General features: G+C 42.1%; 14 protein-coding genes and 1 pseudogene. 11 read left to right on the forward strand and 4 right to left on the reverse strand.

What is annotated here, in order from left to right; all coding sequences use genetic code 11:
• Positions 1-49 precede the first annotated feature (49 nt).
• The 4 genes from QE177_RS05670 to flgA form a co-directional block, all read right to left on the reverse strand.
• Positions 50-322 (reverse strand): hypothetical protein, encoded by a 273-nt coding sequence (locus tag QE177_RS05670; RefSeq protein ID WP_280551866.1) that lies wholly within the window; start codon positions 320-322, stop codon positions 50-52.
• Between the two features lie 370 nt (positions 323-692).
• The gene (gene flgN, locus QE177_RS05675; protein ID WP_280551868.1) at positions 693-1,136 is read right to left on the reverse strand and encodes a flagellar export chaperone FlgN; all 444 of its coding nucleotides are present in this window, start codon (positions 1,134-1,136) and stop codon (positions 693-695) included.
• Positions 1,137-1,140: 4 nt separating this feature from the next.
• Positions 1,141-1,434, reverse strand: coding sequence for a flagellar biosynthesis anti-sigma factor FlgM (gene flgM, locus QE177_RS05680; protein ID WP_280551870.1), 294 nt, complete (start codon positions 1,432-1,434; stop codon positions 1,141-1,143).
• Between the two features lie 100 nt (positions 1,435-1,534).
• Entirely contained in the window at positions 1,535-2,209 is a 675-nt protein-coding gene (gene flgA, locus QE177_RS05685; RefSeq protein ID WP_280551872.1) for a flagellar basal body P-ring formation chaperone FlgA, read from the reverse strand.
• 195 nt (positions 2,210-2,404) lie between these two features.
• Here flgA and flgB point away from each other — a divergent pair, with 195 nt between their 5' ends.
• From flgB to flgL, 11 genes and pseudogenes are all read left to right on the forward strand, one after another.
• Positions 2,405-2,812 carry a flagellar basal body rod protein FlgB gene (flgB, locus tag QE177_RS05690; RefSeq protein ID WP_280551873.1) on the forward strand — a complete coding sequence of 136 codons (408 nt, stop codon included), beginning with the start codon at positions 2,405-2,407 and terminating at the stop codon, positions 2,810-2,812.
• Positions 2,813-2,828: 16 nt separating this feature from the next.
• Positions 2,829-3,233, forward strand: coding sequence for a flagellar basal body rod protein FlgC (gene flgC, locus QE177_RS05695; protein WP_280551875.1), 405 nt, complete (start codon positions 2,829-2,831; stop codon positions 3,231-3,233).
• Positions 3,234-3,246: 13 nt separating this feature from the next.
• On the forward strand, positions 3,247-3,969 hold the full coding sequence (locus QE177_RS05700) for a flagellar hook assembly protein FlgD (protein ID WP_280551877.1): 723 nt from the start codon (positions 3,247-3,249) through the stop codon (positions 3,967-3,969).
• 32 nt (positions 3,970-4,001) lie between these two features.
• The gene (gene flgE, locus QE177_RS05705) at positions 4,002-5,237 is read left to right on the forward strand and encodes a flagellar hook protein FlgE (protein WP_280551879.1); all 1,236 of its coding nucleotides are present in this window, start codon (positions 4,002-4,004) and stop codon (positions 5,235-5,237) included.
• A 14-nt stretch (positions 5,238-5,251) separates the two neighbouring features.
• Positions 5,252-5,998: a flagellar basal body rod protein FlgF gene (locus tag QE177_RS05710; RefSeq protein WP_280551880.1), complete on the forward strand. Its 747-nt coding sequence runs from the start codon at positions 5,252-5,254 to the stop codon at positions 5,996-5,998.
• A 22-nt stretch (positions 5,999-6,020) separates the two neighbouring features.
• A complete protein-coding gene (gene flgG / locus QE177_RS05715) occupies positions 6,021-6,803 on the forward strand; it encodes a flagellar basal-body rod protein FlgG (protein WP_280551882.1) in 783 nt (260 codons plus the stop codon).
• 59 nt (positions 6,804-6,862) lie between these two features.
• The gene (locus QE177_RS05720; RefSeq protein ID WP_280551883.1) at positions 6,863-7,612 is read left to right on the forward strand and encodes a flagellar basal body L-ring protein FlgH; all 750 of its coding nucleotides are present in this window, start codon (positions 6,863-6,865) and stop codon (positions 7,610-7,612) included.
• Positions 7,613-7,673: 61 nt separating this feature from the next.
• On the forward strand, positions 7,674-8,747 hold the full coding sequence (locus QE177_RS05725; protein ID WP_280552222.1) for a flagellar basal body P-ring protein FlgI: 1,074 nt from the start codon (positions 7,674-7,676) through the stop codon (positions 8,745-8,747).
• Positions 8,747-9,670: pseudogene (gene flgJ / locus QE177_RS05730) on the forward strand (flagellar assembly peptidoglycan hydrolase FlgJ). The gene QE177_RS05725 and the pseudogene flgJ overlap by 1 nt, the downstream one beginning before the upstream one ends.
• A 106-nt stretch (positions 9,671-9,776) precedes the next feature.
• The gene (gene flgK / locus QE177_RS05735; protein ID WP_280551884.1) at positions 9,777-11,420 is read left to right on the forward strand and encodes a flagellar hook-associated protein FlgK; all 1,644 of its coding nucleotides are present in this window, start codon (positions 9,777-9,779) and stop codon (positions 11,418-11,420) included.
• A 29-nt stretch (positions 11,421-11,449) separates the two neighbouring features.
• Positions 11,450-12,388 carry a flagellar hook-associated protein FlgL gene (gene flgL / locus QE177_RS05740; protein WP_280551885.1) on the forward strand — a complete coding sequence of 313 codons (939 nt, stop codon included), beginning with the start codon at positions 11,450-11,452 and terminating at the stop codon, positions 12,386-12,388.
• Positions 12,389-12,680: the final 292 nt, after the last annotated feature.

The following is a 12,680-nucleotide window of genomic DNA, read 5'->3' on the forward strand; positions in this document are numbered from 1 at the left end:
ATTACATTGATTTTTATTTCTTTTAACCCACAGGCATTTACATATTTTATTATTCTTTCGAGACTTGCCCTGTCCGCATTTCTTTCAAGTTTAGATATTGTTGGCGGATTACCCCGATTTTTGCCGCAATTTCTGCACTTGTTAACCCAGCTTGCTCTCTCCAAGTTTTCATTTGCTCTTGTAATTGAATATGTAATTCAAGGGCTTTTTTATTCTCATTAAACGCCTGAATGAATTCAGAATTTCCCTCTTTTTTCTTAGCTTCCAGCTTTTCACTGAATGTGATTACTTTTTTCCTGCTAACGCTCCTCTTTGATACCAACTAATCATATCTTTTTTTCTATTGATAGCTGTTTGTATATCTTTTGGATCTGTCTTTTGCGTTTTTTTGATGAAAAAACTTAAAATATAAATAATATTTTTTGCTTCACCATAACATCAAGTTCCACCGGCTATATTTTGTCTATCACCCGCCGGCCAAATCGTCAAAAGGCGGCCTTGCAGCTTCACCGACAGTGCAAAGAACAATCAGAAACGGCGATAAAAGAAGCAATATATAGCCATAAGAGAATGAAAAAGAAGGTGTCTAATTACCACATCCATTGCCACTAGTAAGGTATTAATGAAACCGCAATGGCTCAATAAAAGCTTATTAGATAGTAAATAAGGCATTGGTTTGCAATGCCTTAGGATCATATTTTGACCTGGTAACCGCTGGCGACAATATTTTCTGTCTGACCATGCTCACCATACAGTGCTGGACTATGACGTTTTTTAAGGAAGCGCAATTGCTCCTGATTGAGCTGCATATGTTGCTTGAGTATCAGCCCATTTTGACTATTCCGCTGATAAAGCTGTTTAATTTGTGGTTCGATTTTCTGCCAGATTGCTGCTAGCGTCGTATCTTGTTGATAGGGCGGGGAAGAACCACACTGTTCGCTACTAGTGATACGCTTTTGTTCACTATGGCGTAATGCAGTCAACCAATACTGTTTTTTTTCTGTCACTTCATTTAAGCGCAGTAAATCAACTTTGCCAGCATTAAGCAGTTGATATTCAATGTGAAGTAACTCACTGAGCGTTTCCACTTGGGAAAGTTGCTCAATGAGGATCTCCGGTAGTGTCTGTTGAGTCATCAATTTAATCACATTGGCTGGTATTTAATCTGAGCAGCGCATCCGCAATTTTTTCTGCGTCATTGGCTAATTCGCCGCATTCAATCTTTTGCCGAATCTGCTCAACTTTTTGCTCACGAATGTCTTTGTCGTTTGCTTGGAATAGTTTTTCTGCTGCCCCACTCAGACTTAATTTAAAGATGGGATCTTTTTGTTCGCTAGTGGCGGATTGTTTTACTTTTTTTTGTTGTGGCTGTGGCTCTTCATGGTGTGAAAGCGCTGTTATGCCACTGAGCGGTGTCGTTTTTTCAATGCTCATGAGTTACATCCTGTTATTTAATCGGGTTAGGTGTGATAGCCATTATTCATGTTCACTATCCTGCTCTATAGGTGATATAACGGCTTAGCGGCCAAAAACTTTAATGTTTTAGCGCAATTTTCGCATAACCCTCTTTTTGTGCAATAGCGGTGATAATTTGTCCTGTTGGCATTCTGAGCCGGACAGACTCATTTTCAGCGGCATTATTAATCGCTTTGCCCTCATATTTCACTTGAAAATGGCGACCTTGGGCGTAAACAGTGACATTTTTACCGGCCTGAATAACCCAAGCTCGGCGCAACATATTTTGGCTAATCGGTTGGCCGGCAGCAATATCACGTAAGCTAACACTATTTTGGTAGGCTTGAATATCACGAATAATACCACGTGGTAATTTTTCTAGCAGACCACGTTTAGCCATGACATTGTGCTGATTAATGACTGAATGACGTTTTATTGGCTGATTAGCTACCCAATAATTCCCTTCAACGCTAACGGCTAAGCGAAGATAATAGGTTTTTTCGTCACAAATCAGCGGTAGCGTTAATTTTCCCCAGTGCTGTTGGGAAGGGGCTGGTTTAATTTGTAATTGGTTACATACAGATAAATGTTCTGAGGGGGTAAGAATTTTAATATTCACTTTATCTTGCTTCAGATACTGTTGGTTAAAATAGTCCTGAAGTGCGCTTTGCAGGGTAACCGATGCGCTAGTGATACCAGGCAGAAAGAGTAATAAAGAAATAATTAATCGATTAACCACAAATTTCCTCTTCATTTTATTTCATAACCATTATTTAGCTGGCCATTATTTTCAGAACTCGCAGTGTAGAGCATTATTTCGGCCATAATGGCATAAATAAACCATTAATAATCGTTTTTTCCCGCCTTTGACTTTTTTTTCTGCGTATAAGCTACTGCTCTAAAAATAGGATCAAAAAATTGGCTTACAGATCGTTAACTGGGGAAAGTTATGCTCGATAAACTTGATGCAACGCTGAGTTTTCAGCAACAGGCACTGTCACTAAGGCATCAGCGCCAGGCTATTTTATCGGCCAATATTGCGCATGCTGATACTCCGGGCTACCAGGCACGCGATATCGATTTTAGTGCCCAATTAGAAAAAAATCTTATGGCGAATTCAGTCACCGGTAAGCAGTTATCAATGGCGGTCACATCCGTTAAACATATTGCGGTGCAGCCTCCAAATTCACTGACCGCCGATCTGCTTTATCGTGTTCCTCATCAAGTGGCTATGGATGGTAATACCGTCGATATGGATATGGAGCGCAGTCATTTTGCTGATAACAGCGTTAAATATCAAACTGATCTGTCGATTTTAAATGGACAGATAAAAAGCATGATGGCGGTTATGCAATAAATATAAGGAATAGATGATGTCACTATTTTCAATTTTTGAAATTAGCAGCTCTGCGCTTTCTGCCCAATCTCAACGTTTAAATGTCAGCGCCAGCAATATGGCTAACGCTGATAGTGTTACTGGTCCTGATGGTGAACCTTACCGTGCTAAACAAGTGGTCTTTTCTGTTTCTGAGCTTTCAGCTAATGGTATTGGTGGCGTTAGCGTTGCTCAGGTAGTCGACGATCCGTCGCCTTTTCATCTTGAGTATCAGCCTGCTCATCCATTAGCTGATCAACGCGGCTATATTCGTAAACCTAATGTCGATGTCACTGCCGAGATGATCAATACCATTTCCGCTTCACGCAGTTACCAAGCGAATATCGAAGTGATGAATACAACTAAATCGTTAATGCAAAAAACATTAACCTTAGGCCAATAGTAAAGGAAGATAAATGGGTGTTGTAAGTTCAATCAATGAATCACTGGACAACTCCAGAGTGGGTGATCCGGCTTCACAGCAAAATATTAAGAAAAAAGGCAGTGACGATATTCAGAATAATTTTCTGACGCTATTACTGACCCAGATGAAAAATCAAGATCCGACCAACCCGATGCAAAACAATGAACTGACCACCCAGTTAGCTCAAATCAGTACCGTGCAGGGAGTGGAAAAACTCAATGAGACGGTGAGTAATTTAACTGGTCAACTTCATGCCAGTCAGGCGTTAAATGCGACCAAATTAGTTGGTAAGGGCGTGATGATTGCAGGCAATAAAATCACCTTATATGAAAAGCAAAATTCTCAGGCAACCGCGCCTGGCACCAGTGAAACCTTTTTTACTCCATTTGGTTTTGAATTAACCCGTCCAGCAGACAAAGTCACGGTCACCATTAGTGATAAAACGGGCCGAATTGTCAAAACAATGGAGCATGAACAAGGGTTTAAACCGGATGTTTATCACGCTAATTGGGATGGCAAAGATAATGATGGCAACCCATTACCGGTTGGTCGTTATCAGTTTACTGTCACAGCTACTTCTGCCCAAGGTCAGGTAAATGTTAAATCCTTAAATTACGCGTTAGTTAATGGTGTGACCAATGGTGAGCAGGGAGTGTTGCTGGATGTTGGTCTAGGTAACAGTGTTTCATTAGAAGAGATCCGTCAGGTTCTGTAATTGAATAGATTAAAACTTAATATGGAGAGCATATGGCCTTTTCACAAGCAATTAGTGGATTAAATGCCGCATCCAGTCATCTGGATGTCATCGGTAATAATATTGCCAATTCGGCAACTTTTGGTTTTAAGGGAGCTTCAGCCGCTTTTGCTGATGTTTATGCCGGTTCAGGGGTTGGACTAGGGGTAAAACTGGCGGCAGTACAACAAAATTTTAGTGATGGTTCGATCACCAAAACCAATCGCGAGACTGATTTAGCTATCTCAGGTGGTGGATTTTTCCGCCTACAAGATACCAATGGTGACATTTTCTATAGCCGTAACGGTCAGTTTGGTAAAGATGCTAAAGGCCAATTAGTTAACCCGCAAGGGATGGTAGTAACTGGCTATCCGGTGGCGATGGTAAATGGCGTGCCAACTATCCAAAAAGGCGCATTGCCGACACCGATGACTATCCCAACAGATATGATGAATGCCCGAGCCACCGATGATATTCGGATGACGGCTAATTTAGATTCAGGTCAGGCAGCCATTGCAGCGACAGGTGTGACTGCGTTTAATCCAAGCGATAACAAAACCTATAGTTATAGCACCAGTGTGACCGCCTTTGATAGTTTAGGTAATGAGCGGGCACTGAATGTCTATTTTGCTAAGCGCCCTGGCGCTGCGGGTGCGGCAAATACACAATGGGATATCTATGTGGTTGATCCTAGCCAGCCAACGCCAGGTGCAGCAAGCCACAGTCTCTCTTTTAATCAAAATGGTCAGTTAACAAATGCCGCTAATTTCAACTTTAACTTAGCCGCTCATAATGGTGGTGCGGCCAGTACGATTAATTTTAATTTTGCTGATTCACGTCAACAACGATTAGCCAGCTCAGATATTTCTCGTTTAGAGCAAAATGGTTATCAGGCGGGGCAATTCACGGGCTTCAGTTTTGAAGAAGATGGCTCCATTCGTGCTTCTTATGCTAATGGTCAACAGCAATTAGTTGGTCAGGTGATATTGGCCAATTTTGCTAATCCAGGTGGCTTAGTGGCGAAAGGTAATAATGTTTGGTCAGAAACTGGCAAATCGGGTGCCCCAATTATTGGCACGGCAGGCAGCGGTATTCTCGGTAAATTAACCGCCAATGCCTTAGAGGCATCTAATGTCGATATGGGTCAGGAACTGGTGACTATGATTCTGGCGCAACGCAATTATCAATCTAATGCGCAAACCATTAAAACTCAGGATCAAATGTTACAGACCCTGGTCAATTTACGTTAATGATGGGTGATTAAATGGATCATGTCATTTATACCGCAATGAATGGCGCGCGTCATGCGTTGGATACTCAAGCGGTCATCACCAATAATCTGGCCAATGTTTCAACCCATGGTTTTAAAGCCCAGTTAGCCGCTTCGCGTTTTGTCCCGATTGAAGGCTCAGTGGGACACCCAACACGCACGCTAACCATTGCGTCAACACCCACTGCTGATCAGCGTGCTGGTGCAATGAACTATACCGCTCGATCATTGGATGTGGCGCTTAGCGATGGCGGTTATTTAGCAGTGCAATTAGCTGATGGACGGGAAGCTTATACCCGTAACGGTAATATCCAAATTTCAGCTAATGGTGAATTAATGATCCAAAATCGCCCATTAATGGGTGATGGTGGAGAAATTATAGTTCCACCGCAGGCGCAACTGACGATTGCCGCTGATGGCATCATTACCGGCTATATCCCAACCGATCCGCCCACCCAGTTAGGGCAGGTTGGTCAGATCAAACGGGTGAAACCCTTAGCGCAACAGTTGGTACGTGGTGAAGAGGGTTTATTTCATCTTGCCGAACCTAATGCCCAACCTTTAGTGATGGACAATAGTGTCAAATTACTATCGGGTGTCTTAGAGGGCAGTAATGTCAATCCAGCTCAAGCGATGGTGGCCATGATAGCCAATGCGCGTACTTTTGAGATGCAAATGAAAGTTATTCATAGTGCTAATGATAATGCCCAACGTGCTAATCAACTGTTAGCCATCAGTTAAGTTATTAAGGGAGAAACAAATAATGATCCGTTCTTTATGGATTGCCAAAACTGGGCTTGATGCTCAACAAACTAACATGGATGTCATTTCTAATAACCTGGCTAACGTCAGCACTAATGGTTTTAAGCGTGGGCGAGCAGTGTTTCAAGATCTGATGTATCAAACATTACGTCAACCGGGCGCATTAACGTCAGAACAGACCCTATCACCGTCGGGATTGCAACTAGGTACCGGGGTTCGTCCTATTGCAACTGAACGGTTACATAGTCAGGGTAATTTATCGCAGACTAATAATAGTAAAGATGTTGCTATTAAAGGCCAGGGATTTTTCCATATTCAATTGCCAGATGGCACTGATGCCTATACCCGCGATGGTGCCTTTCAGGTTGATCAAAATAATCAATTGATTACTGCTGGTGGTTTTGCGGTGGTGCCGGCCATTGTCCTGCCAGAAGGAACGCTCAAATTTACCATTAGTCAGGATGGTATTGTCAGTGTTGTCATACCTGGTAATTCTGAACCACAGCAAGTTGGCCAATTAGCATTAACCACGTTTGTTAATGAAACCGGTCTGGAGAGTATTGGTGAAAATCTTTATTTGGAAACCAACAGTTCAGGCGTACCGGTTGAGACAGCCCCTGGTGTTAATGGCGCGGGTTTACTTTATCAAGGTTATGTTGAGACATCGAATGTTAATGTGGCTGAAGAATTAGTCAGCATGATCCAGACGCAACGCGCTTATGAAATTAATAGTAAAGCGGTGTCAACTTCTGATCAAATGTTACAGCGATTAATGCAGCTTTAATTCAGCCTACCATCACAGTCACAATTCATTGTGATGGTGATTATACAAGAGTTTTTAACATGAATAAAAAGAGCATCGCCAATTTGGCAACGCTTATTTTTAGGCGATTTCCCCAAAGAGAGGGAAATCGATGGCGGTTTGGCATTATCTGTTCGGCATTAATAATGTCAGGCTGTGCTTACATACCGAAAAAGCCATTGGTCTCGGGTCCGACAACGGTTGAACCAGCAGAAATGCCAAGCATAAAGGTAACTGGCTCGATTTATCAAGCCAGTCAACCGGTTAATTATGCTTATCAGCCGCTATTTGAAGATCGACGTCCCCGTCATGTCGGCGATACATTGACCATCATCTTACAAGAAAATGTCAGTGCCAGTAAAAATTCGTCCGCCAATGCCAGCCGTAAAGGGAAAAGTGGTTTTTCAGCCGGGGCCACACCGCAGGTGTTAAATAAACTGGTGGGGGTTGATAAGTTACAGTTTGACATGGAAGGGGAAAATGAGTTTGGTGGCAAAGGTGGCGCCAATGCGAATAATACCTTCAAAGGAACGATAACGGTCACAGTGACTAAGTTACTGGCAAACGGTAACTTACAGGTAGTGGGTGAAAAACAGATCGCCATCAATCAGGGCACCGAATATATCCGTTTCTCTGGTGTGGTTAATCCAAGAACCATTAGCGGTACTAATACTGTAAATTCAACCCAAGTTGCGGATGCACGTATTGAATATGTGGGTGATGGATATATTAACGAAGCGCAAAATATGGGCTGGTTGCAGCGTATTTTGTTAAATATTTCGCCATTCTAAACAGAGGGAGCTTATGGTTGATTCATTGTTAGGTAAGTTACTATTTTGGTTACCATTGCCAATGTTATTGTTATGTTCGAGCATGGTAACAGCCGAACGTATTCGTGATCTAACGAGTATTGAGGGAGTGCGAGAAAATGCCCTGATTGGCTACGGTTTGGTAGTCGGTCTGGATGGGACGGGTGATCAAACTTCACAAACGCCATTTACCACCCAGAGTATGAGTAATATGCTCTCTCAATTAGGTATCACGGTACCGCCAGGTACCAATATGCAGTTAAAAAATGTGGCGGCGGTGATGATTACGGCCAAATTGCCCCCTTTTGGCCGCGCTGGACAAACGATTGATGTGGTCGTCTCTTCATTAGGTAATGCAAAAAGTTTACGCGGTGGCACGCTATTGATGACACCATTAAAAGGCGCTGATAATCAGGTGTATGCGGTTGCCCAAGGCAATATTATTGTGGGGGGCGTAGGTGCGAGTGCTGGTGGTAGTAGTATCAAGGTTAATCAATTAGCCGGTGGACGCATTAGTGGTGGTGCGGTAATTGAACGGGAACTAGCCAGCCAATTTGGTAAAACCAACACCCTTAACTTACAATTGAATGAAGAAAATTTTTCGCTGGCGCAAACCATTTCCGATGCCGTAAATCGCATTAAAGGTTTTGGTACCGCAACGCCATTGGATGCTAGAACGGTTGAACTCAGATTGCCGGTTAGCCAAAGTGAACAAGTGCGTTTTTTGGCGCAAATTCAGAATATTAGCATTAAATCAGTGCCGATTGATGCAAAAATTATTTTGAATGCGCGTACCGGTTCGGTGGTAATGAATCGCAGTGTGATGTTAGATAATTGTGCTATTTCCCAAGGTGGGCTCTCGATTACGGTAGATCGTCGAGTGAATGTTAGTCAGCCTGATACCCCTTTTGCCGGTGGTAAGACGGTGGTGACACGTAACACCGATATCGCCTTGAATGAAAAACACGATGGCTTACATAAAGTCAATGCCAGTGCCAACTTAAATGAAGTGATCCGCGCGTTAAATGCCTTGGGTGCGACCCCAACCGACTTAATGTCAATTTTACAGGCAATGGAAAGTGCCGGTTGTTTGCGGGCTAAATTGGAGATCATTTGATGAAAGATCTTTCCACCATGGTGGGCGCTGCTTATGATGCTAGATCATTAAATGCCTTAAAAAATCAAGTGAGTCAGCAGCCTCAACAGGGGCTGCGTCAGATCGCTGAACAATTAGAAAGTGTTTTTGTGCAGATGATGCTAAAAAGTATGCGCGCTGCTTTGCCGCAAGAAGGTTTGCTAAGTAGTGAACAAAGCCGCCTTTATACCGCACTTTATGATCAACAATTAGCCCAGGATCTGTCGCGTAAAAGCTTAGGATTTGCTGATCTGATGGTGGAACAGCTAACCCGGCACCAGAATGCGCCCGAGGATATTAAGCCAGCGCCATTACTGAATACTGATCTACCCAGGCAGTTCGTCAGCACTGTTCGCCGTTTTGTACCAGAAGAAGCGGCCGGAGCGCTCAAGTATATATCAGAAAATGGCGCTAGTTTTCTAGCCAAATTGTTTATCCCGGCTAGAATTGCCAGTGAAAATAGTGGTATCCCCCATTTACTGATAGTCGCTCAAGCGGCGTTAGAATCAGGGTGGGGGCAGCGTCAAATTTTGACCGCCTAAGGAACCCCCAGTCATAATTTATTTGGTATTAAGGCAGGTAAAAGCTGGCGGGGAAAAGTGACCAATATTGTCACAACCGAATATATTGATGGGAAGGAAGTAAAAATACGCGATAATTTTCGTGTTTATCCCTCCTATTTTGAGGCAGTCGCCGACTATGTTAATTTGTTAACTCAAAGTAAACGTTATGCTAAAGTTGCGGCCGCCAACACACCCGAGCAGGCAGCAATCGCTTTACAAGCGGCCGGTTATGCCACCGATCCGGGTTATGCGCAAAAACTGATCCAACTTATTCACCAGTTGAAAAATACCACTTCCCAGGTTAAGCAAATCTATCAACATGATCTAAGCGATCTTTTTTGATGCACATTACTTAAGTTTTGCTGGTTTTGGCCGATATTTTATTGCGTAAAACGACTATCTTACTGTCGGCTAACCGGCAGCATTCGAATTTATTAGGGAACTGACTATGTCCAGCAGTTTAATGAATACCGCAGTGAGCGGCTTAAAAGCCGCGCAAACCGCGTTATCAACAATTGGTAGCAATATTGCCAATGCTAAAGTCGAGAGTTATCACCGGCAAACCACGACATTGGCTACCGATGGTAGCAATAATAATATAAATGGTGTGAAAGTGACTGGTATTCAACGCGAATATGATGAGTTTATTAATGCGCATTATAACAAAGCGGTGACCAAGCAAGGTGAGCGCAAAATTTATGCCGAATTTGCCCTAGAGCTAGATAAGCTGATGTCTGTTTCTGATACCGATTTAGCTTCATCGATGACAGAGTTTTTTACTAGTTTGCAAACCTTGTCAACCGATGCCGCTTCTGCGCCTTTACGCAATGCGGTTATTAATAAAGCTCAAGCCATGGTTAGTCGCTTTAAATCCGTTGAACAACAATTTAACGCTATGGAACAACGGATTAATGGCAATATTGGCCAGATGGCCGATAAAGTTTCGCAATTGGCGCAACAAGTGGCCAAACTAAATGGTGAAATGACCAAAATCAAAGGCATACAAGGCTATGTGCCAAATGAGATGTTAGATCGGCGTGATCAACTAACACGTGAATTATCAGCGGTGGCAGGCATTAGTGTTATTCGCCAAGATGATAGCATCAATATTAATCTGGCTAATGGTTTATCCTTGGTTAATGGTACTAAAGCCAACAAAATCACTGCTATACCATCGGCCGCTGATCCCGCTCAAGTCACTTTGGCTTATGATGATGGCATTAATCCGCTACAAGAAATTGATACTAGGTCAATAACCGGGGGGGAATTAGCCGGCGCCTTGGCGGTGCGTGATGAAGTGCTACAGCCGAATCGGCAAAAAATTAATCAGCTGGGTTTAATACTGGCTGAGAGTATCAATCAGGTTCAGCAGGCAGGGTTTGATTTGCAGGGCAATGCCGGCCAAGCACTCTTTCAGACTGGCAAACCGAGCATTATTTCTAATAATCAAAATCAGGGAGCCAGTAGTTTTACTACTCTATTTACTGATGCTACCCAAGTTAAAGGTATTGATTATGCCATGATGTTTGATGGCACTAACTGGGTGGTTACTCAACAGTCAACTGGGGCGTCGGTAAATGTTACTGTCACAGCAGCCACAGCTAATCACGGTACAAAACTCACTTTTGATGGCATGGAAATTGAAATTGCCACAACTTCAGCGCCGCAAACAGGTGACAAATTTATTATCAAATCCGTTGATGAAGTTATTAGTGGCTTATCTGTTGCCATAACAAATCCTGCAGCTATTGCCGCTGCCAGCCAGGCGGGAACTGGACAAGCAGATAATAGCAATATTAAGAATCTATTGGCATTACAAGATAAAAAGTTGGTTAATGGAACGTCCACGCTTAGCAAAGCTTATGCTGCGGTTGCCAGTGAAATTGCATCGAAAGCCAATCAAGCTAAAGCGGATTTTACTGCCCAATCAGTGATCACCAAAAGTTATCTCCAGAAGCAGCAATCGGTTTCCGGTGTCAATCTTGATGAGGAATATCTGGAAATGAGCCGTATGCAGGAATTTTACATGTCAAACGCCAAAGTTATTCAGACGGCCAATAGCTTGTTTGAAACCTTAATGCGTATTTTCTGATAACAGTATTAATATAGAAGGAAGTTGTTATGGTTACTCGTTTAAGCAGCCAGTTTATGCATTATCAGAAAACGGATAGTATGATGCATTCTCAGTCACAACTGGCAGATAAATATCAGCGTATAACGACTGGAAAACGGTTGTTACAATCCGCTGATGATCCAGCAGCGGCAGTAGAAAATCTACAAATTAATCAGACACAAGTTCGTTTGGCGCAATATAAAACGGCGCGTAATTTTTCTCAGCATCAGATGCAATCACAGTTACAGGTGGTTGAGAAAATGGAAGATCTATCACGTCGTATTAAGCAAACTTTTGTGGCGGTTTCTAATCAATCGATCATGAGTGAAGATGCTCGACAAGCTCATGCCACTGAGCTGGAAAGTTTAAAATCTGAGTTAGTGGGCTTAGCTAATAGTAAAGATAGTTCAGGTAATTATCTGTTTGCTGGCTATCAAACCGATACCGTGCCTTTAGTGGTAGGTACTAATGGCGTGGTAAATTATCAAGGTGGCCAAGATGCCATTAAGCAGCATATTGATGCCGATCGTGAAGTGACGGTAAATTTTACTGCTCAGCAAGTTTTGCAGACTGCAACAGGCGGCGATATTTTTCAGTCATTGGATCTGGCAATTAATACACTAAAAACACCATATCAATCAGCGACTTCACAGGTACAAAGTATATTGGCGGCCAATATCGATAGTGCACATAGTGATTTGCAAAATAGCATGAAAAGTCTTTCCACAATTAGCAGTCAACTTGGCTCACAACTAAAGGAAGTTGAACAATTAAATAGTCGTAGTGAAGATGTTTCTTTGCTACTGAAAGAGCGGCAAAGCCAATTGATGGATACTGATATGGCCGCTGAGATATCGGAATATTATCAGGAAGAGGCGATATTGCAGGCTTCTTATGGTTTATTTGCTCAAATGAAAGATTTATCTTTATTTAAGATATTGCGTTGAATCATTTTGTTAATGCATTTTTAGATTATAAAATAAACGGCAAAATAAGCCGATAATTAAGATGAAATTTTCACCAGGGGATGATTTTCTCCTGGTTTTTTATTTTTTTTCTTCTATTCTATTTTTTATTTATATCTTATTTATTTTAATTAATAGCTGGAAAATTATTTTTATTATTCAATAATAGTTAATTCGTTATATTAAATATCGATTCAATATTATTGCAGGAAAATAGAATACGATTAATATCTATTGAATTACCGATCAAGTTACTATATATAATATAACGTCA

This window comes from Arsenophonus sp. aPb (assembly GCF_029873475.1).
Taxonomy (GTDB): Bacteria; Pseudomonadota; Gammaproteobacteria; order Enterobacterales; family Enterobacteriaceae; genus Arsenophonus.

What these genes read in the sequence shown, in the direction of transcription:
- QE177_RS05725 (WP_280552222.1), top strand. Translation starts at nt 7,674, where the DNA reads ATGTTATTGTTATGTTCGAGCATGGTAACAGCCGAACGTATTCGTGAT.
- flgK (WP_280551884.1), top strand. Translation starts at nt 9,777, where the DNA reads ATGTCCAGCAGTTTAATGAATACCGCAGTGAGCGGCTTAAAAGCCGCG.
- flgL (WP_280551885.1), top strand. Translation starts at nt 11,450, where the DNA reads ATGGTTACTCGTTTAAGCAGCCAGTTTATGCATTATCAGAAAACGGAT.
- QE177_RS05700 (WP_280551877.1), top strand. Translation starts at nt 3,247, where the DNA reads ATGGGTGTTGTAAGTTCAATCAATGAATCACTGGACAACTCCAGAGTG.
- flgG (WP_280551882.1), top strand. Translation starts at nt 6,021, where the DNA reads ATGATCCGTTCTTTATGGATTGCCAAAACTGGGCTTGATGCTCAACAA.
- flgN (WP_280551868.1), bottom strand. Translation starts at nt 1,136, where the DNA reads ATGACTCAACAGACACTACCGGAGATCCTCATTGAGCAACTTTCCCAA.
- flgA (WP_280551872.1), bottom strand. Translation starts at nt 2,209, where the DNA reads ATGAAGAGGAAATTTGTGGTTAATCGATTAATTATTTCTTTATTACTC.
- flgE (WP_280551879.1), top strand. Translation starts at nt 4,002, where the DNA reads ATGGCCTTTTCACAAGCAATTAGTGGATTAAATGCCGCATCCAGTCAT.
- flgM (WP_280551870.1), bottom strand. Translation starts at nt 1,434, where the DNA reads ATGAGCATTGAAAAAACGACACCGCTCAGTGGCATAACAGCGCTTTCA.
- flgC (WP_280551875.1), top strand. Translation starts at nt 2,829, where the DNA reads ATGTCACTATTTTCAATTTTTGAAATTAGCAGCTCTGCGCTTTCTGCC.
- QE177_RS05720 (WP_280551883.1), top strand. Translation starts at nt 6,863, where the DNA reads ATGAATAAAAAGAGCATCGCCAATTTGGCAACGCTTATTTTTAGGCGA.
- QE177_RS05710 (WP_280551880.1), top strand. Translation starts at nt 5,252, where the DNA reads ATGGATCATGTCATTTATACCGCAATGAATGGCGCGCGTCATGCGTTG.
- flgB (WP_280551873.1), top strand. Translation starts at nt 2,405, where the DNA reads ATGCTCGATAAACTTGATGCAACGCTGAGTTTTCAGCAACAGGCACTG.